Consider the following 21743-nt stretch of genomic DNA (forward strand, 5'->3'; position numbering starts at 1 on the left):
AGTCATATAGGCATGTCAGACAAACGGCGTGTCACAACAGACATGCGCACAATTGCATCATGACGGCGCAGATGAACACGATCGTCATCGCGAAGGTCTTCGGGAACCGTTCACGCAGGATCGCAAACGCGATCGCGACACCGAACGCGAGCGCAATGAGCCCGAGCGTGACCCAGCGGATGACGGCGTGCGTGGGGTCGATGACGCCGAACAACGTGAGCATGACCGGGATGAGCATGCCCGCGGACAGGACGAGCATGACGAGCGCGGTGACCGTGTCCGCGCGCATGAGCGCGGGGGAGCGGCGGGGATGCCGCGCAAGCTCGTCGTCAAGCCGTTTCGTGAGCTCGTTGATGCGGCGTTCGTCGTCGATCGCGCGCCAATGCGACTCCTGCTCGACGCGTTCGAGCTCGATGCCGAGCGCATCGATGCGCTCGTTGAGCTCGTCCTCGCGCCGTGAGGATGCAGGGATGAGTGATTGCAAGGTCTTCAACGGATTCGCGAGCATGTCCAACGGAGCGTTCATGGCTCCCGATTATATGAAGCGCCGGCGGGTCGCGTGGACGATACCTCGCACAGCTGAGAGGGGCGGCGTGGAAGCGGCCGTGACGGTGGGCGATGAGGGACTCGAACCCCCGACATCCACCGTGTAAAGGTGGCGCTCTAACCAACTGAGCTAATCGCCCGCAGGGAACCACTGTACAACGACGTGCGAAGAAGCGCGCGGCGCCGTGTCGCGCCGCACATCCAATCCACACCGTCGTGCGCGCGTCTCAAACATCACGTAATCTAGCACTGTACGAAATCGCGAGGAGGACAGACGATGGCTCAGCAACGTGAAGCCACGGGCGGCACGGCGAATATCGAGCGTGTCGGCAAACGCAGGAAGGGATACGACGTACGCCAAGTGGACGCGTTCCTCGAGCAGGCGCATGCGCTCTACGAGCAGGATGGCGTCGAACTCAAGCGCAGCGACATTCAGGATGCGTCGTTCGACATCGTCAAAGGCGGCTATTCGATCCCGCAGGTCGACGCGACGCTCGAACGCCTTGAGCAGGCTGTGAGCGACAAGGACACGTCCTATGAAATCGCGGAACTCGGCCGCGTCGCATGGAAGGCGCAGGTCGAGGCGCTCTACCGCCAGCTTGACGCGCACGCGTCGCGCGCGGACGGCGAACGCTTCGCTCCGGGCGCGCCGAAGCAACCGTCCTATGACCGCAAACAAGTGGACCGTCTCATCGACCGCATCATGGACAAGGCGGAGGACGAACTCGACCGTAGCAGTTCGGGGGTGGACACCGAGAGCGCCGACGACGACACGAAACTGACGTCGCAGTATGTCTCCGACGTCATGTTCACGCAGCGCAAAGGCAAGCGCGGCTATGACGAACGTCAGGTCGATTACTATCTCAACGCGTGCGTCGACCTGCTCGGACGCCTCGAGTCCTATGCGCGCGTCTCCACCTACGCGCAACACAAGCCGAATGCGCGCGCGGCCGCGCAGGACGGCGCACCCGCCGTCGCGCCGCTCATCCCCGAGCATGCAGCGGTGCCCCGTCCATCGGCGCCCCCGGTGACGGAACCGGTCGTGACCCCACCATCGTTCGCGCCCGACCAGTCCTTCGACGAGCTTCACAAGGCCGAACAGGCGATCTTCACCCCTGCCGCGCCGACGGCGTCGCCTGTCATGCCGGCGTCGGCGTCGGTCTCCTCATCGGTCCCGGTGAGCGACGACGTCGCGGCGGCCGCGGCCGCCGCGGGCGCCCAGGTGGCGACGGACGCATCGCGCACGGACGCCGCCGATGCGACACGGCGGGACACGACGGTGACACAGGCGTTCACGTTGCCGGCCGTCCACGACGCGCAGGCGCATGACACGGGATCGCCCGTCGCGCGCGCGCAGACGCTTTCCGACATCAAACCGATCACGCCCGCGCCTCGTACGATACCGGAACACGAACGTGCAACGCCGACGCCACCAGCCGTCGCCGACGACCTCAACGCCGTGCCGACCGTGACGGCCGTGAGCGACGAGACGACGATCACGTTCGACGAACCGCGCCAGCCGGACCTCGATTCGCCGTCGCTCGCCGCGCTTGCCTCGCTCGCGAAGCACACCGGAACGCTCCCCGAACAACCCGAACCGGTGCCGTCGACATCATCGGCGGGCCTTTCGGTGCCGCAGCTCGCGAACGTCACGATTCCCGACCTTCCTGTGCGTCGTCCGATCGACGCGGCGTCCACGCAGGCCGCCCAGCAGCCGCAAGGGGCCGGCTCGGACGATGCGAAGGGTGGCGCCGCGCACGACGGCGGCACGAGCTTCGTGCCGCCGGACACGATGAGCATCGAGATACCGGACCTCGAATTCCCGACATTCTCCGCCGATGCGCCGCTCATCGTCGATGGCAAGCCGAATCCGGAGCACGAGCGCTGACATGGAGCATCAGACCGTAGTCATCCTCGGGTCGACCGGATCGATCGGCACCCAGGCACTCGATGTCATTTCGCGCCACACCGACCGTTTCACGGTGAGCGGCCTCGCCGCGGGAGGCGCGCATGTGCGGCTGCTCGCCGAACAGGCCGTGCGCTTCCACGTCCCGGAAGTCGTCGTCGCCGACCCGGACGCCGCGTCGCCGCTGCGTGAGGCGCTCGACGCACGGGGTGCACAAAGTGTACGCATCCGCGTCGGCCACGACGAAATCAACGCGGTTGCCGCATCCGGCGCGAACGTCGTGCTCAACGGCATCACCGGGTCGATCGGCCTTGAACCGTCGATCGCGGCGCTCCAAGCCGGTTCGCAGCTCGCGCTCGCGAACAAGGAGTCCGTCGTCGCGGGCGGCCACCTGCTGTTCGACGCGCAAGTGCGCGACGAACAGATCAACCCGGTCGATTCCGAGCATTCGGCGATCTGGCAGTCGCTACGCGCCGGCACACACGCCGAGGTCTCGAAACTCGTCGTGACCGCGTCCGGCGGCCCGTTCCGCGGAAGGACACGTGAACGGATGCGGGACATCACGCCCGAACAGGCACTCAACCACCCCACATGGCATATGGGTCCGGTCGTCACGATCAACTCGTCGACGCTCATGAACAAGGGTCTCGAGGTCATCGAGGCGAGCCGCCTGTTCGCGATCCCACCCGAACGGATCGACGTGACCGTCCACCCGCAGTCGATCGTCCATTCGATGGTCGAATTCCGTGACGGTGCGACGATCTGCCAGGCCTCGCCGCCCGACATGCGCCTGCCGATCGCGCTCGGCCTGTCCGCGCCCGACCGGCTCGGCGACGTCGCCGCCGCATGCGATTGGCACACGGCGGCCACTTGGACCTTCGAGCCGCTCGACAACAAGGCGTTCCCGGCCGTCGACCTCGCACGCCACTGCCTCAACGCGTCCGAGAAACACACGGCCGTGCTCAACGCGGCGAACGAGCAGGCCGTCCACGCGTTCCTCGACCACCGTCTGCCGTACCTCGGCATCGTCGACACCGTCGCACGTGTGCTCGATGACATGGACGGCGAACTGCGCGCCGAACCGCGCTTCGCATCGGTCGCCGACGTCGAGGCATGCGAGCACGAGGCGCGCGCCCGCGCCGACGCGATCATCGCACGGGCCCGGTAGCGTATTGCCGGGTTCGCGCCCATGCGCGCTGGTGTATCCTGTGATGCATCCCAGTGGGGATGTCCGATGAACGAATGGATGGATGAACACAGATGGACAAACCGTTCCGTAAGACAGGCGAACAGTCGATCAGCGAAAGCCCGCTGCATACACGGCGCAAGTCCCGACGCATCATGGTCGGGCCTGTCCCTGTCGGGGGCGGGGCACCGGTCTCGGTGCAGTCGATGACGAACACGAAGACGGCGGACGTCGGTGCGACGCTCCAGCAGATCGCGGAACTGACGGCCGCCGGATGCGACATCGTCCGCGTTGCCGTGCCGACGCAGGACGACGCCGACGCGTTGCCGAAGATCGTCGCGAAATCGCCGATCCCGGTCATCGCCGACATCCATTTCCAAAGCAACTACGTCTTCGAGGCGATCGACGCCGGTTGCGCGGCCGTGCGTGTCAACCCCGGCAACATCCGCAAATTCGACGAGGTCGGCCCCGCGATATGCCAGGCGGCGACCGATGCCGGCATCTCGCTGCGCATCGGCGTGAACGCGGGGTCGCTCGACAAGCGGCTCTACGAACAGTATGGCGGGCCGACGCCCGAGGCGCTCGTCGCCTCCGCGATGAAGGAGGCGCGCATGTTCGAGGACGTCGGCTTCCATGATTTCAAGATCTCGGTCAAACACCACGACCCGGTCACGATGGTCGAGACCTACCGCCTGCTCGCCAGACAAGGCGACTGGCCGCTGCATCTGGGCGTGACTGAGGCGGGCCCGGCATGGCAGGGCACGATCAAATCGTGCCTCGCGTTCGGCGCGCTGCTCGCCGAAGGCATCGGCGACACGATCCGCGTCTCGCTTTCCGCCCCTCCCGTCGAAGAGGTCAAGGTCGGTTGCAAGATCCTCGAATACCTCGGATTGCGCGCGCGCAAATTCGACATCATCAGCTGCCCGAGCTGCGGACGCGCGCAAGTCGACGTCATCCGACTCGCGAACGCCGTGACCGAAGGCCTCAAAGGCGTCACGGCACCGATTCGCGTCGCCGTCATGGGCTGCATCGTCAACGGACCCGGAGAGGCGCGCGAAGCGGACCTCGGTGTCGCATCCGGCAACGGTAAAGGACAGATCTTCATCAAAGGCAAGGTCATCGAGACGGTCCCCGAGGACCGCATCGTCGAGACCCTGCTCAAGCACGCGGACGCGATCGCCGCGCAGATGCAATCCGATGGCGTCGACACGGCGACGGCGACGGGACCCGTCGTCATCCCCGTCGTCGGCGGGACGCACGGCGAACGGCGCGAGTGAGCGGGAAGGACGGTGACGTGACGGGCACGGACGGGCGGGCGGACACGCAGGAACAGCGCAAGGCGGGATTCAGCCGCACGAAGCGCATCATGATCACGTTGCCGATATTCATCATCCTCCTCGGCATCCTCGTGACGATATCGAACTACACGCGCATATCGGCCGAGAAGACGCCGACGGCGATGAGTTTCGCGACGCTCACACCCGATACGGCCGTGACATTCGACACGAAGGACAAGCTGCCGAAGACGGGCACCTACAAGGTCAAGCACCACTATCTCACGATTGACGCGAAACGTCCGTCGACGGGGGAGATCCAGAAGATCAACGTCCTCGTGCGCGAACCGGAAGACGCACCGGCGAAAGGGCTGCCGGGCATGGTCTTCATGCATGGCGCCGGCTACGGCACATGCGACAACTCGTTCGGCGACATCGCGACAAGCATGTCCTCGGCCGGTTTCGTCACAGCGGTCCTCGACAAGCCCGTCTGGTCGACGACCGACCTCGACCGCGACTATCCGGGGTCGGCCGTCATCTACGACGAGGTCGTCGACATCCTGCGCGGCATGGACAATGTCGACGAAAGCAACGTCGGCATCTATGCGACGAGCGAAGCCACATGGATATCGTCGTACCTCCTCGACATCGACAAGGACATCGCATTCCAGATCCTGCTGTCGCCGATGGTGTTCTCTCCGCGGCATTCGCTCGCGTTCCTCGCCGTGCAGAACTTCGCGCTCGCCGGATCGAACGACGGCTACCAGTCGATCGTACGGCGTGTGTTCTCAGTCGACCTCGCGATGTTCGGCCTTGACAACATGGACCTGCACACGTCGACGCCGAAGGCGTTCTCGATACCGACGATGGTCGCGTACGGTTCGAAGGATGTCATGACGGCGCAAGTGCAGGGGTTCAAGGAGATTCTCGCGCTCGCGCACAAAGCGGGCAACTGGAACGTCTCGCTGCGCAGCTACCCGATCGCGAACCATGTGCTGCGCCTCGGCGACGAATCGATGAGCGGCACGCCGTTCGCGGACGACTATGCCAACGATATGGTCACATGGGCCACCGGCACCGCGCGCGGACTCACCCAGACGAGCGAACGCATCGCCGGGACGCCGCTCTACCAGTCGATCCCGGTGCCGCTCTCGCTGCATGGGCATCCCGTCATGACCGTGTACGGCGTCGTCGTGCTCGCGCTCATGGCCATCATGATGCTCGTATCGCTCATCGTCTCGATCGTCGCGCTCATCATCCACATCCGCAACCGGCGCAAAGGCCTCGGGCCGGCGCTCGGCTTCCGTGAACGCTTTGGCGGCGCGCTCCTTGTGCTCACGCTCGCGACGATCGTCGCGCTCCTTGTGTTCCTCGGCGGCTTCGGAGAGGTCGTCATCGCCGTCGTGCATCTCGCATGGGGAAGCGCACCGCCCGACGACAACGGCATGATGTACTGGAGCTGGCCGTTCATCCAGGTGCTGTGCATCGTGCTGCTGTGGGCGTGGGCGCGCGTGTTCACCGGCATGATCGAATCGCTCTCCGTGCGCGGCGTGCTTCAATGGCCGATGCGGCGTGGCGCGCTCAGGCAGATCACGCGCGGCGAGCAGCCGGTCGTCGCGACGAAGCGCCTGGGGCGCGTGCTGTTCTGGACCGTTTCGTTCACAATGATGCTCATCCTGCTGAGCTTCTCGTTCTGGGGGCTCTTCCTGTTCTGATCCGGCCTCCGGTCCGGCTTGTGCCACGCGCGGTCTGCCCGCTGCGGGGCACAGGACGGGCCGCATCCCGAGAGGAGGCGCGATGGCGCTCTACCGCGATGAGGGCGTCGTGCTCACGACGACGAAGCTTGGCGAAGCCGACCGCATCATCACATTGTTCACCCGTGACCATGGCAAGGTGCGTGCCGTCGCGAAAGGCGTACGGCGCACGAAATCACGCTTCGGAGGCCGTGTCGAACCGTTCATGCGCGTCGACCTGCTGTTGGGCGAGGGACGTACATTCGACACGATATCCCAGGCCGAATCAATCGCCGCGTACGCGGGGGCGATAAGCGGCGACTACGAGGCGTACCGTGCGGCGAACGTCATCGTCGAAACGCTCAACGACCTCGTCACAAGCGAACATGAGCCTGCGGGCGCGCAGTACCGGCTCCTCGTCGGCGCGCTCAACGCGCTCGTGCAGCATAGGCACGACGCGCGGATGATCGCCGAATCCTATGTGCTGCGCGCGCTCGCGCTCGCCGGATGGCGCGAGCGCCTCGGCTCATGCGTCGTCTGCGGCCGCACCGACGACCTCACGCATATCTCCGCGCCGGCGGGAGGCGTCATGTGTCTCACCGACCATACGCCCGAGGCGAAACCGATCGGCGCCCTCGCACTTACGCAGCTGCGCGCGCTCGCGGAAGGCGATTGGGCGGTGCTCGACGGCGCCGAGCCGGATCCACATGCCGCGCGCGCCGTCGAGGAATGGGCGCGCTACTATCTTGAGCGGCCGGTTCGTTCGATGCGGTTGCTAGATTGAACCCTATGGCTTTTGATTCCGTCGATTACACATCGTTGAGCGTCCCGGCGGCGCCGTTTTCCGACCCCGCGATCGTGCCGCATTTCCCGAAGAACAAAGTGCCGCGCCATGTCGGCGTCATCATGGATGGCAACGGCAGGTGGGCGCAGCAGCGCGGCCTCATCCGCACCGAGGGGCATCAGGCGGCCGAGCCGGTCGTCTTCGACACGATCGCCGGCGCAATCGAGGCCGGCGTGCGGTACTTGAGCCTGTATACGTTCTCGACCGAGAACTGGAAGCGTTCACCGCAGGAAGTGCGCTTCCTGATGGGCTTCTCGCGTGACATCATCCACCGCCGTGTCGCGCAGATGGACGAATGGGGCGTGCGTGTGCGCTGGTCGGGACGCCGCCCGAAGCTGTGGAAATCAGTCATCGACGAACTCGAAATCGCGATGGAACGCACGAAACACAACAATGTCATCGACGTCGTGTTCTGCATCAATTACGGCGGCCGCGCGGAGATCGCGGACGCGTGCGCCGCGATCGCGCGCGAGGTGCGCGACGGACGCATCAAAGGCGACCGCGTCACTGAGAAGATGATCGCCGAACATCTGTACAATCCCGACATCCCAGACTGCGACCTTGTCATCCGCACGTCGGGCGAGCAGCGTACGAGCAACTTCCTGCCGTGGGAGGCCGCGTACGCCGAACTTGATTTCGTCCCCGAACTCTTCCCCGACTGCGGCCGTGATGTGCTGTGGGGGTCGATCGACCGCTATATCCACCGTGACCGCCGCTTCGGCGGTGTCAAGCAGCAGTGAACAGGACCGTGTCCTGATATGCATCGCGCGCACCGCAATCGATTGTGGTGCGCGCGATGCATATCAGCGCAGGGAAGCGAGGAAACCGGCGATCGTATCGGTGAAGCGGCGGACGAAGCCCGCGCCGTCGACGCCGAGCGCGACATGCGTCGGCGTGGCGTCGTCGAGCATCGCGCGCGGGTCTCCGATCGTGCGTCCGCGCACGCCTGTGCCGTCACCGGTGCGCGTTTCGACGATCATCGGTATATCGAACGTCGTCACGAGATCCGGTTCGAGCGCGACGGCCGCGGCGAGCGGATCGTGCAGTGGCATGCCCGCGGCGAACACCGGGTCGCTCATGCGGTTCGCGCGGATCGAGAAGTTCGCGATGCTTGCGAGCATGAACGCGATGTGCCGCGGATTGCGCGCATCCGTGTGGTGCCCGCCGTTCGCGGCGGACGCATCGGACGTGTCCGCGCACGCCGTGAGCCAATGGGACACGTCGGCGGCGCCGAGCAGACACCGGTGCGTCACATCGAGGCCGACCATCGTCGTGTCGGCTGTCGAACGCAGCACACGGTCGGCGGCCTCGGGATCCTGGAGCATATTCGTCTCGCATACGAGGTCGTAGCAGTTGCCTTCCTGCGTGAGCGCACCGCCCATGCATACGATGCGCGCGCGGCCCACGGCCCGTGGATCCGCCTTGAGCGCCGTATCGACGTCGGTGAGCGGACCGGTCGCGACGATCGTCAGGTCACGGCCATAGGTGCGCGCCGCGTCGACGATGAGCGCCGCTCCATCGGTCATCGTCGAGCAGTCCTCGTCGGGGAACCCGAGTTTCTCGGATGTCGCGAAGGTGTCTTGCGTGAAGAACTCGGGGATCGTCGGCAATTCGGCGTGCGCGTCGCCGACCGGATACCCGCCGACCGAGACCGCGTGGCCATGACGGGTGAGGTCGGCGATGTCCTGCGCCGACAGTTCGACGAGACCGTCGTCCGTCGACGCCGTCACAATGCCCGGCTTCGCCGCGGGCGTGACGGGTGCGTTCGCGCGCCATGTGCCGCCACGCGCGCGTTCGCCGTTCATCTGCAGGTCGCCGAGCCCGTTGCGCCCGTGGAAGCGCGCGCACCCGGCGTCGGCGACGAACCAGCGCGCCCATGACGGATGCCGTGCGCCCGCCTTGACCGGGATGTCCGTCGCGCCGAGCACATCGAGCACGGCCTTCGTGTTGGATTCGGCCTGCTGTTGCAGGACGTTGCCATAGGTCGCGCTCACGCCGTCGATGCGCGCGCCCGAGGCGATGAGATAGGCGAGCGCGAGCGCGTCGTCGATGCCGGTGTCCATGCTGAGCACAAGGTGTCGTGAGGAAGTCATATGGCCATTGTTCCATGATTGGTTGCACTGCGCGCGCTATGCGCGCTGCGAATAAGCGGTGCGGATAAGCAACGTGGCATACTCGGCGCACGCATCCGCCTTCATCCACGCTTGAGGAACTCGTCGGTCGCGAGGTCGCGCGAACGCGGCGCCGTGTGCACGACCTCGCCCGTCGCGTCCGTGTACGCGTCGGAATCGGCGAGGAAATCGAAATACTGTTGCGTGCCGTCGTAGTCGATCGCGCCGAACGTCGCCGTCCCGTCGTCGATGCGCTCACGGTCGCCCCAATACTGTCCATCGATGATCGTCTTCATCGATTCCCTGACGAATGCCTCGTCAAGGTTCGCTTCGGGCGCGTCGTGCACGAGGATCGACGCGGCTTCGTCGCCGTCGTCGTACGCGTCGATGTAGCCGCGTTGCGTCGCCTGGACGAAGCGTTTCACGAGGTCGGGGTCGTCGTCGATGAGACGGTCGCTTGTGATGATGCCGATCGAGTCGGCGTTGCCGGGCACACCGTAGTCGGGTTCGGTGAAGCAGCGCAGCGCAGGACCGTTCATCTTCGCCTGCACACCCTCCCATGTCGCGTAGAAACCGCCGAAATCGGCACGTCCGGATGCGAGTGTCGCGAACGTCGATGTGCCGACCGTGACTTTGTCGAAGTCGCCTTTGCCACCGTCCGTCTCGATCATGCGGCGTACGACGGCGTCCGATTCGCTTGAGCCGAACGTCGCGAACGTCTTGCCGTCGAGGTCCTTCGGTCGGTTGATCGCGTCGTTCGACGCGAGTGTGCACCAGATCGCGCTCGTCTTCTGCTGCACTTGCATGACCTGTGTGAGATGCGCGCCTTTCGTCGCGTAGGTGCTCACATTCGTCAGGTTTGACAACGCGAAGTCGGCGACGCCGTTGTTGACGGCCTGTTCGGCGCCCGACTGCGCGACGGCGACGATGTCGACGTCGAGTCCGGCGTCGCGGTAGTATCCGTTGTGTTTCGCGACGTAGACGCCGATATGGTTCGTGTCGGGCGCCCACGACAGCATGAACGTGACCTTGCGCAATCCGTCGGCGTCGGTTGTCGGCGCGTTGCCGCAAGCGGCAGCCGTGAGGAGCACGACAAGCGCGCAGAGTGCGGCGAGTGCGCGTGTGTGGAATCGGTTGGTCGTCATGATGGCTCCTGGATGGTTGGGGATATCGGGTGAGATATCGTGGATATCAGTTGAACATATGAATATGAATGAAGAACATCAATATGTCATCAATATATGATTGATGATGGGGGTGTGATACCGGCGTTCACCTGTCCGGATCCTCGTCGTCCTCGACACGTCCGATCGTGATCAGTTCGACCGCGTGCACGGCGAGGAGCAGCAGTCCCGTCATGATGATGATGACGAACGTCGCCGCGAAGATGAGCGGGGTCTGGAACGAGTTGTAGGCGGCCTGCAGCCATATGCCGAGCCCTTGGCGCGCGCCGAGGTATTCGGCGGTCGCGGCCGTCGCGAAGACGTACGCGGCGGCGACGCGCACACCGCCGAAGATCTGCCGCGCCGCGACGCGCAGGTCGACGTGGATGAGTGTCCATGCGCGTGACGCGCCGCATGTCATCGCGACGTCGTCGTAGAAACGCGGCACGGCGGCGAGGCCGCGCATCGTCTGCACGACGATCGGGAAAAGCGCGAAGACGGCGACGATGACGACTTTGCCGACCGGTTCGAACCCGAACCAGATGAGGAACAGGGGCGCGATCGAGATGAGCGGGAGCGTCTGCGCGGCCGTGAGGAGCGGGAAGAGCGCCGCGTGCATCGTGCGCGAACAGTGGATGCCGACGCCGAGCGCGACGCCGATGACGCATGCGATGAGGAATCCGCATACGCCTTCGGTGAAGGTCATGAGCGACGCCGGCCACAATGTCGTCCATGTGCGCACGGTCGCGATGGCGATCTGGCTCGGGGATGCGATCGTCGTGACGGGCGGATGCGTCACGTCGACCCAGACCTGCCAGACGATGAGGATGAGCGCGGCCGCGGCGGCGGTCGGCCAATGGCGCGCCACGGCGGAGCGTGCGTGCGTTGCGGGGCGCGGTGTGTTGCCTTGCGTTCGTGTGCGGAACATCTTCGGCACCTTACTTTCTGCGTGATGTCGCGTCACGCTCGAAGACCGGCGGCCCGAGGCAGCAAGGTGGGGAGTCTACCGCCGCACGGTCAGAAAAGCTACGTTCCGCCATCCGGGTGTGGATGGCGACGAACACAGTATAGGCGACCGTGTGGGCATCGGCGTCCGCGTCCGTTCCGTACGACGGTACGCTGAGATGTGCGTGAGCGTACCGCACTGCGTGTGTGCATTGCGTGGGTGGCGTGTTTTATCGACGTCGAATTATTGTGGACGGTATGACGACGATGAAGCAGATCGCGCAGCGCGTCGGTGTGTCGGTATCCACTGTCTCGCTTGTGCTCAACGACAGGGACGGTGGACGCGTCAAGCCGCACATCGCGCAACGTGTGCGCGACGCGGCCGAGGAGATGGGCTACCAGCCGAACGCGCTCGCGCGTTCGCTGCGCACGAACAGGACGCATATCGTCGGCTTCATCAGCGTCGAGGTCGCGACGACGCCGTACGCGGGACGCATCATCCAGGGCGCACAGGATGCGCTGAGCGAACTCGGTTACCTGTTGATCACGGTGAACGGCGACGACGACAAGGCGGTCGAGGGAGAGATCCGCGCGCTCAAACGCTACGGCGTCGACGGCTTCCTCTATTCGGCGATGTCGAACCGCGTCGTCGATGTGCCCGAGTCATTGTGCAGCTTCCCGCTCGTCCTTGTCGACGCGACCGATGCGGAGAACCGGTTCCCGTCGGTCGAACCGGACGAATTCCGCATCGGCTACGACGCGACGACGAGGCTCATCGAAGCCGGATGCGGACATATCGCCTACATCGGCTGCCTGCAGCCGATGATCGCGCAGACGGGACGTGCGGAAGGCTACCGACAGGCGCTCGCCGACCACGGCATGCGGTTCGACGAACGGCTCCAATGCGATGTGCTCAACAATGGGACCGCTTTGCGCGCGGTCGAGGAGCTCTACGACGCGCAGCGCCCCGACGGGTTCTTCTGCTTCAACGACGCGCGCGCATGGTATGTGTACGAGACGGCCGCGCGCAGGGGTCTCACAGTCGGGCGCGACATGTCGGTCGTCGGTGTCGACAACCACCGTGTCTTCGCCGAGACCTTCTCTCCGCAGCTCACGACGATCGAGCTGCCGCACTATGAGATGGGGTATTGGGCGGCGAACCGCCTTGTCGCCGCGATCGGGGACCGCGGCGTCGACGAGGCGCAATGGCCGCGGATGACGGCGCCGCTGCCGCCGCTCGACGCGACGAGCCCCGCGAAAGTGCACTGCACGCTCATCGAGAAGGAATCGGTCCGGGGGGGGCGCTGAACGTCGCGTCCAAGGGTGGAGAAGGTTTTCGCGACACGCCGAAGGGTATCATGTTCCCCGCACGTGCACGTATGGGTGAGGTTCTGTGAACGCCTGAAAAATAAGTCAAACGATTGACGTTGCCTGTTGTGTGATATCCCGATATGTCATGTGTAGAACGTCAATCGTTTGACGTAAATCGATTGACGTATTACGGTATCCAGTATCGGGAACATCACGAACGACACAGCTGACGGGACTGATGGCACCCACCGCGCATCCCCGGGAATGCGGACTGCGTGGACGTCATGCATACGGTTTTCCCAAGCCCAGACAACGAGGTTCATCATGGCAACTACATCAACCGCGAAGGTGTGGAGGAACCCCTCCTATCTGCAAAGCTCGACCGGCATCTTCCTGTTCTTCTGCTCATGGGGCATCTGGTGGTCGTTCTTCCAGCGCTGGCTCAATTCGATGGGACTCAATGGCGCCGAAGTCGGCACGATTTACTCGATCAACTCGCTTGCGACGCTCGTGCTCATGTTCTGCTACGGGCTCATCCAGGACAACCTCGGCCTCAAGCGCAGGCTCGTCCTCGTCATATCCGTCATCGCGGCGCTCGTCGGTCCATTCGTCCAGTTCGTCTACGCGCCGCTCATGCGGACGAACATGATGGTCGCGGCGCTCATCGGCTCGGTCGTCCTGTCGGCCGGCTTCATGGCGGGCTGCTCGCTCATCGAGGCCGTGACCGAACGCTACAGCCGCCGCTTCGGCTTCGAATACGGCCAGTCTCGCGCATGGGGCTCGTTCGGCTATGCGATCGTCGCGCTCGTCGCGGGCTTCGTGTTCAACATCAACCCGATGGTCAACTTCTGGATCGGCTCCGCGTTCGGCATCGGCATGCTCATCGTGTACCTGACGTGGTATCCGGCGGAACAGCGCGAGGCGCTCAAGGAGGCCGCGGACCCGGATGCGGCCCCGTCGAACCCGACGCTCGGCGAGATGGCGCGCGTCCTCAAGATGCCGGCGCTGTGGGTCCTCATCGTCTTCATGCTGCTGACGAACACGTTCTACACGGTCTTCGACCAGCAGATGTTCCCGACCTACTACGCGTCGCTCTTCCCGAGCGAAGCGACCGGCAACGCCGTCTACGGCACGCTCAACTCGGTGCAGGTCTTCTGCGAGTCCGCGATGATGGGCGTCGTGCCGATCATCATGCGCAAGATCGGCGTACGCAACGCGCTCCTGCTCGGCTCGACCGTCATGTTCCTGCGCATCGGCCTGTGCGGCGTCTTCCATGACCCGGTCGCGATCTCGATCGTCAAGATGTTCCACGCGATCGAAGTGCCGCTCTTCTGCCTGCCGGCGTTCCGCTACTTCACGCTCCACTTCAACCCGAAGCTCTCCGCGACGCTCTACATGGTCGGCTTCCAGATCGCCTCGCAGATCGGCCAGGTCGTCTTCTCGACGCCGCTCGGCATGCTGCATGACCGCATGGGCGACCGCGCGACGTTCCTGACGATCTCCGGCATCGTGCTCGCCGCGACGATCTACGGGTTCTTCGTCATCAAACGCGACAACGAGCAAGTCGACGGCGATCCGTTCATCCGCGACAGCGAGAGGACGCCGTCCCTCGCCGCCGACGAAGCGGTCCTGTCCGCCGACTCCGAGGACATGTGACGGCCGCTCCATATCCAGTCGATTAATCAATCAACCAGCCAACCAATCAATCAGACATTCACGTCGATCACATCATCCACGCGGACCGCGTACCGCACACGCACGATGTGACACGACACCCACGAGAGGGACATCATGACGACCGCAACCTTCACCCCGCAGACGACACCAGCACCCGACCCGAGCGTCGAGCCGGTGCTCACGCCGATCGCCGACCACACCGAGCAGCTCGCGCTCGCCGAAGCGGGCGCCGCGGCGCTCGCCGCGACACGCAACGACCGTTGGTACCCGACGTTCCATATCGCCTCGAACGGCGGCTGGATCAACGACCCGAACGGTCTGTGCCGGTATGACGGCCGCTGGCACGTGTTCTACCAGCTGCATCCCTACGGCACGCAATGGGGGCCGATGCATTGGGGCCATGTCTCCTCGCCGGACATGCTCCATTGGCGGCGCGAGCCAATTGCGTTCGCGCCGAGCCTCGAACAGGAACGCCACGGTGTCTTCTCCGGATCCGCCGTGATCGGCGACGACGGCAAGCCGTGGATCTACTACACCGGGCACCGTTGGGCGAACGGCAAGGACAACACCGGCGGCGACTGGCAGGTGCAGATGCTCGCGAAGCCGGATGATGACACGATGACGACGTTCACGAAGCACGGCATGATCATCGACTGCCCGACCGACGACGTCGACCACCACTTCCGCGACCCGAAGGTCTGGAAGACCGACGGTGTGTGGTACATGACCTTCGGCGTCTCGTCGAAAGAGGGCCGTGGGCAGATGTGGCTCTACACATCCGACGACATGGTCCATTGGGGCTTCGAACGCGTCCTGTTCGAACACCCCGACCCGGACGTGTTCATGCTCGAATGCCCCGACTTCTTCCCGGTGCGTGATGCCGACGGCAACGAGCGGTGGGTCATCGGTTTCTCTGCGATGGGTGCGAAGCCGCACGGCTTCATGAACCGCAACGTCAACAACGCCGGCTACATCATCGGCTCGTGGAAGCCGGGGGAGGCCTTCGAGCCGGAAACCGAGTTCCACCTGTGGGACGAGGGCCACAACTTCTATGCGCCGCAGTCGTTCAACGCCGATGGCAGGCAGATCATGCTCGGCTGGATGAGCCCGTTCGTCGCGCCGATCCCGATGGAGGAGGACGGCTGGTGCGGCAACCTCGCGTTGCCACGGCAGATCACGCTCGGCGGGGACGGTCGCCTCGTGACCGCACCGGTCGAGGAGATGAAGGGGCTGCGCGCCCGCACCGTCGACTTCGGGCCGATCGACCTCACTGCGAACCAGACCGCGACGATCCTCGAGGACGATGGCGGCGCGGCCGAGGTCGAGATGAGCATCGACCTCGCGCATACGACGGCCGAACGCACCGGACTGCATGTCCATGCGACCGAAGACGGCCACGATACGGCGATCGTCTACGACGCGCAGATCGGTGGCGTCGTCATCGACCGCGGGAACACCGCGAATGGCGACAAAGGCTACCGCGTCGCGAAGCTCACGGAAGACGAGCTCGCCGCGGACACGCTTGACCTGCGCGTGTTCATCGACCGCGGCTGCGTCGAGGTCTACGTCAACGGCGGCCGGCATGCGATGAGCTCCTATTCGTTCCCGGGCGAAGGCCCGCGCGCGATCAGGCTTGTCGGCGAATCCGGCACGACGCGCGTCCCGTCGCTCGCCGTGCACGCGCTCAACGGCATCGGCCTCGGCTGACCGACGTCCATCCTTGCATCAGTCCCGCTCGCGCCCGGCGATGATCTCATCGACGAGCGCGGGCTTTTGCGTCATCTGGCCGCTGAAGCCGGGACGGATGTCGAGCTTGAGGCTCACGCCGGTGCGGTACCCCTGGCCGGCGAGTTTCATCGTCGCGTCGCGCACGACGCGCAACACGTCGTCGAGGTTGCCTTCGATGTTCGTGAACATCGCGTTCGTCTCGTTCGGCAGTCCCGAATCACGGATCACGGCGATCGCTTCGGCGACATAGTCGCTCAGTTCGGCTCCGACGCCGCTCGGCGCGATCGCGACAGCCGCGACGGTGTTGATGATCGGTGCGCCGTGTTCGTCAGTCGGCACGTCCTGACGGGCCGCGTTGCGGTCGGGGCTCGTCGTCGCTGTTGTTGTATGCATGGTGATGCTGCTCCTCGGTATCGTTCCAGTATCCAGTATGTCGGGTGTGTGTTGTCGGCCGTATGCCGTCAGTGTCGCGCCCAGCCGTGGTCCATCGGTCCCGAACCGGCGCCGAGGTCGAGCTGTGCGCGCAACGCGCCGTTGAGGTACGCCTTCGCGTGCGCGATCGCGTCGTCGAGTGTGTCGCCGAGCGCGAGGCGCGACGCGATCGCCGACGACAACGTGCAGCCGGTGCCATGCGTGTTCGGATTCGCGATGCGCGCCGATGCGAACCAGCGCACGTCGCCGCCGGGGTAGGCGAGCACGTCGTTCGCGTCGTTTGTGCCATGGCCGCCTTTGACGAGCGCCGCGCACCCGTGGCGCGCCGCGAGTGTGCGCGCGGCGCGCTCCATCGCGGCGCGGTCGGTGATCGTCTCTCCCGTGAGCACCTGTGCCTCCGGGATGTTCGGGGTGATGAGCGTCGCGAGTGGGAACAGCTCACGCACCATCGTCACGACCGATGCGTCGTCGGAGAGTTCCGATCCGCTCGTCGCGACCATGACCGGGTCGACGACGACGTTCGCCGCGCCATGCGCGCGCAGGCGTCCGGCGACCGTCTCAATCGCCTCGCGGCCGACGATGACGCCGATCTTGACGGCCGCGGGACGGATGTCGTCGAACACCGCGTCGATCTGCGACGCGATGAGTGACGCGTCGACGGGGGCGATCGCCCGCACACCCGTTGTATTCTGCGCGGTGATGCCGGCGATGACGCATTCGCCGTAGACGTCGTTCGCGAGCATCGTCTTGAGGTCGGCGGCGATGCCGGCGCCGCCCGATGAATCGGTCGTCGCGACCGTCAGCACGGCGGGGAGCGTCGTCGGTGTGCCTTCCGTTTTTTCGTAGCCGTGGCGTGCGTCGCCGCGCACGGCCTTCCATGCGTCGACGAGTCGCGTCGTCGCCTGTTCCGGATCGTCGGCCGCTGCGATCGCGGATACGACGAACCAGCCGTCCGCATATGTCGACGCGAGCATCGGGATGTCGTCGACGTGCACGCCGCCGCCGACGACGAGCGGATAGAGGCTCACATCGCACAACGCGTTGATCTGCGCGGCGTCGAGCGTGCGCCGCACGCCGTCATCGACGGCCGCGTCCGGTTTCGTCGCCGTCTCGTGGAGCGGTCCGGCGCCGATGTAGTCGATCGTGCCCGCGGGCAGCGCGTTCGCGGCCTCGACCTCCTCCACGGTGTTCGCCGACAGGCCGACGATTGCGTCGTTGCCGAGCAGACGCCGCGCTTCGACGGGTGAGAGGTCATCCTGTCCGATATGCACGCCGTCGATCTTGATGCCGCGGTGGCGCGCTTCGATCGCGGCGTCGACGCGGTCGTCGATGACGAGCGCGACGCGGTCCTCGAGATGGCGGCCGCGGATCTGCCCGGCGATGCCGTCGGCCATCGATATGATGTCGGCGACGTCGACGTGCTTCGCGCGCAGTTGGATGAGGCTCGCGCCGCCGTCGAGCGCCTTCGTGACGACGTCGAGGAGCGTGCGGCCGTTGCAGTCGTCGGGGCCGACGACGACATAGAACCGCAGATCGAAGGACCTGCGCATCGAGGGATACGGGAACACGGCGCTCATCGGGACACCTCCAATACCGTGGACGTCGACACGGTGTCGGCGTCGATCGCCCAAAGGGCGTCAAGGAACTCGGTCTGGAATGAACCGGGCCCGTGGGATTCGCGCGCGGCGCGTTCGCCGGCGCGGTTGAACAGCAGCGACGCGGCGAGCGCGGCGACGAGTGGCTCGGCGACACACAGATAAGTCGCTGTCACGCCGCCGAGCGCGCAACCGGCGCCGGTGATCTTCGTCATTGTCGCGTCGCCGCCGGGAAGGCGGAACACGCGCTCGCCGTCCGTGACGAGGTCGGTCTCACCCGAGACGGCGACGGCGCCGAGTCCGTCGCGGTCCGCGGCGCGCAGATGCCTTGCGACGCGGACCGCGGCCATGAGCGCGGTGTCGACGTCATCGGTCGATTCGACGCCGGCGGGGCCTTTCGGGGAAGCCTCCCCGTCGGACAGTCCCCATAGTGCGTCGAGCGCGATGACCTCCGATGCGTTCGCGCGCACAACGGTCGGCGGCACGTCACGCATCGCCGTGAGGATCGCCGTGCGCGTCGCGCCGAGTCCGGCGGCGACCGGGTCGAGAACCCAGCGGTGCCCGGCGTCGTGGAGCGCGGACGTGATCTCGCCGAGCGCGTCCTTGTAGAACGGCAGCAACGTGCCGACGTTGATGTAGGTCGCACCGCACATCGCCGCGATGTCGATGACGTCGTCGGGCAGGTAGCTCATCGCGGCCGTGCCGCCTGATGCGAGCTGCGCGTTCGCGACGAGGTTGATGGTGACGAAGTTCGTGAACGACTGCGCGAGTGGTGTGCGCGCGCGTACGTCGGCGACCGCCTGATGGACCGCCGCGCGCAATGCGTCATCGGCCGCGAGCGCGTGCGTTGGTGGAAGATGGAGGCCGGATTGCGTTGCCTTGGACATGTCATTGACTCCCTACGATGGTGTTACCCAAACAGGTTCAAAGGGTCAGGCGGATTGCCTTTCTCAACTTCCCGGATGGAAGTTCCCCTGCAGTTCAGTAACGTATCGGCGAGTTGGGACAGGTGTGTGCGCCCCGGATGGCCGTGCGCGGCGTGTCACGATATGACGGTAGGATTTGGCCGTTGAAACCAGACCCCAAACCGTTCAGACCAGAAGGTGCATTGTGGCTAATTCGAAACTTGATGAAGTCGTCTCCCTCGCCAAGCGTCGCGGCTTCGTATTCCCCGCAGGAGAGATCTACGGCGGCACGCGCTCCGCATGGGACTACGGCCCGCTCGGCGTCGCGCTCAAGGACAACATCAAGCGCGAATGGTGGCGCGCGATGGTTGTCACACGCCCCGACGTCGTCGGCGTCGATACGTCGATCATCCTGCCGTCCGCGGTGTGGGTGGCCTCGGGACATGTCTCGGTGTTCAACGACCCGCTCATCGAATGCCTCACATGCCATAAGCGCCACCGCGCCGACAAGCTTGAGGAGTCCTATGCCGAGAAACACAACGACCAGATGCCGCCGAACGGCCTCAAGGACATCGTGTGCCCCGACTGCGGCACGCGCGGCAACTGGACCGAGCCGCGCGACTTCAACATGATGCTGCGCACGCATCTGGGTCCGGTCGAGGACGACAATTCGCTGCACTATCTGCGCCCGGAGACCGCGCAGGGCATCTTCGTCGACTTCAAGAACGTCATGACGAGCTCGCGTTCGAAGCCGCCGTTCGGCATCGCGAACACCGGCAAGAGCTTCCGCAACGAGATCACGCCGGGCAACTTCATCTTCCGCACACGTGAGTTCGAGCAGATGGAGATGGAGTTCTTCGTCGAACCGGGCACCGACGAAGCGTGGCAGCAGTATTGGATCGACGCGCGCACGCAGTGGTACCTCGACCTCGGAGTGAAGCCCGAGAACCTGCGCCATTACGAGCATCCGAAGGAGAAGCTCGCGCACTATTCGAAGCGCACCGTCGACATCGAATACCGTTTCGGCTTCCAAGGCTCCGACTGGGGTGAGCTCGAAGGCATCGCGAACCGCACCGATTTTGACCTCGGCGCCCACTCCGAGCATTCGGGTGAGGATCTGAGCTACTTCAACCAGGCGACCGGCGAGAAGTACATCCCGTACGTCATCGAACCGGCCGCGGGCCTGTCCCGTTCGCTCATGGCCTTCCTCGTCGACGCGTATGACGTCGACGAGGCGCCGAACACGAAGGGCGGCGTCGACAAGCGCACGGTGCTGCGCCTCGACCCGAGGCTCGCGCCGATGAAGGCGGCCGTGCTCCCGCTGAGCAAGAAGCCCGAACTGCAGTCAATCGCGCAGGACCTCGCATCCGACCTGCGCCTCAACGACTGGATGATTGATTACGACGAATCCGGTGCGATCGGACGCCGCTACCGCCGTCAGGACGAGATCGGCACGCCGCTGTGCATCACCGTCGATTTCGACACGCTCGACGACCAGGCGGTCACGATCCGCGAACGCGACACGATGCAGCAGGAGCGCGTCGCGCTCGCGAACGTCGCCGACTACGTCGCCAAGCGCATCGACGACAAGCGCACGCGCGTGCCGATGAAGCCCATCGAGATGGGCGGCGAGGCATGGCCCGAGAGCGTGCGTATCGCGCAGGCGGGCGGCCTGTACTGACCAAGCCCGGCACGGGACACCACCGATGCCTGCCGCGCCGCATGGCGTGGCAGGCATTTTGTCAGCCATCTTTCAGCGGACGGCCCTATAGTCGCCCATGATGTCCGAACAAGGAACCATGACCGCATCGAACGAACACCCCATGCCGGCCGAAACCGGGGAGCCGGAGCCCCCGAGGCTTTCGCACGCCCTCGCGCCGGTCGAGCTCGGCCCGATCACGGTGCCGACGCCCGTCATGCTCTCGCCGATGGCGGGCGTGACGAACTGGCCGTTCCGGGTACTGTGCGCGGAGTACGGCCCTGACGGCCTGTACGTCGCCGAGATGATCACGGCGCGCGCGCTCGTCGCGCGCAATCCGAAGGCGCTGAGGCTGTGCCGCTTCGCGCCCGCCGAGCATCCGCGCTCGCTCCAGCTGTACGGCGTCAACCCATCAATCGTCGAACAGGCGGCGCACATCGTCGTCGATGAAGACATGGCCGACCACATCGACCTCAACTTCGGGTGCCCGGTGCCGAAGGTCACACGCCGTGGCGGCGGTTCGGCGCTACCATGGAAGACCGACCTGTATCAGGAGATCATCAGGCGCGTCGTGCGGGTGTGCGAACCGGCCGGCATCCCGGTCACGGCGAAGTTCCGCGTCGGCATCGACGACGCGCATGTGACCTTCCATGAGGCGGCCGGCGGAGGAGGAACAGGCGCAGCGCAG

General features: G+C 65.2%; 18 protein-coding genes, 1 tRNA gene, 1 pseudogene and 1 riboswitch. Of the genes and pseudogenes, 11 read left to right on the forward strand and 9 right to left on the reverse strand.

Annotated features, from left to right (window positions below):
- Positions 1 to 31: 31 nt before the first annotated feature.
- Together B1526_RS04895 and B1526_RS04900 are read right to left on the reverse strand one after the other, a co-directional pair.
- Positions 32 to 526: an SPX domain-containing protein gene (locus tag B1526_RS04895; protein WP_133088463.1), complete on the reverse strand. Its 495-nt coding sequence runs from the start codon at positions 524 to 526 to the stop codon at positions 32 to 34.
- A gap of 86 nt (positions 527 to 612) precedes the next feature.
- Positions 613 to 686, reverse strand: a tRNA-Val gene (locus B1526_RS04900).
- Positions 687 to 823: 137 nt separating this feature from the next.
- Between B1526_RS04900 and B1526_RS04905 the strand changes: the two genes are divergently transcribed.
- The 6 genes from B1526_RS04905 to B1526_RS04930 all read left to right on the forward strand — a co-directional run bounded on the left by B1526_RS04905 (position 824) and on the right by B1526_RS04930 (position 8229).
- Positions 824 to 2434: a DivIVA domain-containing protein gene (locus B1526_RS04905; protein ID WP_095614970.1), complete on the forward strand. Its 1611-nt coding sequence runs from the start codon at positions 824 to 826 to the stop codon at positions 2432 to 2434.
- 1 nt (position 2435) lies between these two features.
- Positions 2436 to 3620: a 1-deoxy-D-xylulose-5-phosphate reductoisomerase gene (dxr, locus tag B1526_RS04910; RefSeq protein ID WP_095614971.1), complete on the forward strand. Its 1185-nt coding sequence runs from the start codon at positions 2436 to 2438 to the stop codon at positions 3618 to 3620.
- A gap of 92 nt (positions 3621 to 3712) precedes the next feature.
- Positions 3713 to 4915: a flavodoxin-dependent (E)-4-hydroxy-3-methylbut-2-enyl-diphosphate synthase gene (gene ispG, locus B1526_RS04915; protein ID WP_095614972.1), complete on the forward strand. Its 1203-nt coding sequence runs from the start codon at positions 3713 to 3715 to the stop codon at positions 4913 to 4915.
- An 89-nt stretch (positions 4916 to 5004) separates the two neighbouring features.
- Positions 5005 to 6627, forward strand: a complete 1623-nt coding sequence (locus B1526_RS04920) for an alpha/beta hydrolase (RefSeq protein WP_095614990.1) — start codon at positions 5005 to 5007, stop codon at positions 6625 to 6627.
- A gap of 82 nt (positions 6628 to 6709) precedes the next feature.
- The gene (recO, locus tag B1526_RS04925) at positions 6710 to 7429 is read left to right on the forward strand and encodes a DNA repair protein RecO (protein ID WP_095614973.1); all 720 of its coding nucleotides are present in this window, start codon (positions 6710 to 6712) and stop codon (positions 7427 to 7429) included.
- A 5-nt stretch (positions 7430 to 7434) separates the two neighbouring features.
- A complete protein-coding gene (locus B1526_RS04930; RefSeq protein ID WP_095614974.1) occupies positions 7435 to 8229 on the forward strand; it encodes an isoprenyl transferase in 795 nt (264 codons plus the stop codon).
- A 63-nt stretch (positions 8230 to 8292) separates the two neighbouring features.
- On the opposite strand, the gene B1526_RS04935 is transcribed toward B1526_RS04930, so the two are convergent.
- The 3 genes from B1526_RS04935 to B1526_RS04945 all read right to left on the reverse strand — a co-directional run bounded on the left by B1526_RS04935 (position 8293) and on the right by B1526_RS04945 (position 11691).
- A complete protein-coding gene (locus tag B1526_RS04935; protein ID WP_095614975.1) occupies positions 8293 to 9582 on the reverse strand; it encodes a nucleoside hydrolase in 1290 nt (429 codons plus the stop codon).
- A 101-nt stretch (positions 9583 to 9683) separates the two neighbouring features.
- Positions 9684 to 10745, reverse strand: a complete 1062-nt coding sequence (locus B1526_RS04940) for an ABC transporter substrate-binding protein (RefSeq protein ID WP_095614976.1) — start codon at positions 10743 to 10745, stop codon at positions 9684 to 9686.
- A gap of 127 nt (positions 10746 to 10872) precedes the next feature.
- A complete protein-coding gene (locus B1526_RS04945) occupies positions 10873 to 11691 on the reverse strand; it encodes an ABC transporter permease (RefSeq protein WP_095614977.1) in 819 nt (272 codons plus the stop codon).
- A 275-nt stretch (positions 11692 to 11966) separates the two neighbouring features.
- Here B1526_RS04945 and B1526_RS04950 point away from each other — a divergent pair, with 275 nt between their 5' ends.
- The 3 genes from B1526_RS04950 (at position 11967) to B1526_RS04960 (ending at position 16403) form a co-directional block, all read left to right on the forward strand.
- Entirely contained in the window at positions 11967 to 13016 is a 1050-nt protein-coding gene (locus tag B1526_RS04950) for a LacI family DNA-binding transcriptional regulator (RefSeq protein WP_095614978.1), read from the forward strand.
- Positions 13017 to 13343: 327 nt separating this feature from the next.
- Positions 13344 to 14675: an MFS transporter gene (locus B1526_RS04955; RefSeq protein ID WP_095614979.1), complete on the forward strand. Its 1332-nt coding sequence runs from the start codon at positions 13344 to 13346 to the stop codon at positions 14673 to 14675.
- Positions 14676 to 14810: 135 nt separating this feature from the next.
- Entirely contained in the window at positions 14811 to 16403 is a 1593-nt protein-coding gene (locus B1526_RS04960; protein ID WP_095614980.1) for a glycoside hydrolase family 32 protein, read from the forward strand.
- 18 nt (positions 16404 to 16421) lie between these two features.
- On the opposite strand, the gene B1526_RS04965 is transcribed toward B1526_RS04960, so the two are convergent.
- The 4 genes and pseudogenes from B1526_RS04965 to B1526_RS04975 form a co-directional block, all read right to left on the reverse strand.
- Positions 16422 to 16817 carry a thiamine-binding protein gene (locus tag B1526_RS04965; RefSeq protein ID WP_095614981.1) on the reverse strand — a complete coding sequence of 132 codons (396 nt, stop codon included), beginning with the start codon at positions 16815 to 16817 and terminating at the stop codon, positions 16422 to 16424.
- 68 nt (positions 16818 to 16885) lie between these two features.
- On the reverse strand, positions 16886 to 17725 hold the full coding sequence (gene thiD, locus B1526_RS09300) for a bifunctional hydroxymethylpyrimidine kinase/phosphomethylpyrimidine kinase (protein ID WP_235607046.1): 840 nt from the start codon (positions 17723 to 17725) through the stop codon (positions 16886 to 16888).
- A gap of 69 nt (positions 17726 to 17794) precedes the next feature.
- A pseudogene (locus B1526_RS09305) lies at positions 17795 to 18433 on the reverse strand (thiamine phosphate synthase); the annotation flags it as partial.
- Positions 18430 to 19338, reverse strand: a complete 909-nt coding sequence (locus B1526_RS04975) for a hydroxyethylthiazole kinase (RefSeq protein ID WP_095614991.1) — start codon at positions 19336 to 19338, stop codon at positions 18430 to 18432. The pseudogene B1526_RS09305 and the gene B1526_RS04975, both read right to left, overlap by 4 nt.
- A riboswitch (TPP riboswitch) is annotated at positions 19330 to 19437 on the reverse strand. It overlaps the preceding gene by 9 nt.
- Positions 19438 to 19561: 124 nt before the next feature.
- Between B1526_RS04975 and B1526_RS04980 the strand changes: the two genes are divergently transcribed.
- Both B1526_RS04980 and B1526_RS04985 read left to right on the forward strand, forming a co-directional pair.
- The gene (locus B1526_RS04980; protein ID WP_095614983.1) at positions 19562 to 21037 is read left to right on the forward strand and encodes a glycine--tRNA ligase; all 1476 of its coding nucleotides are present in this window, start codon (positions 19562 to 19564) and stop codon (positions 21035 to 21037) included.
- 235 nt (positions 21038 to 21272) lie between these two features.
- Positions 21273 to 21743, forward strand: a 471-nt coding sequence (locus B1526_RS04985) for a tRNA dihydrouridine synthase (RefSeq protein WP_407641000.1), incomplete at its 3' end; no start/stop codon positions are given.

Origin of the sequence: Bifidobacterium criceti (assembly GCF_002286935.1) — a bacterium.
Lineage (GTDB): Bacteria > Actinomycetota > Actinomycetes > Actinomycetales > Bifidobacteriaceae > Bifidobacterium > Bifidobacterium criceti.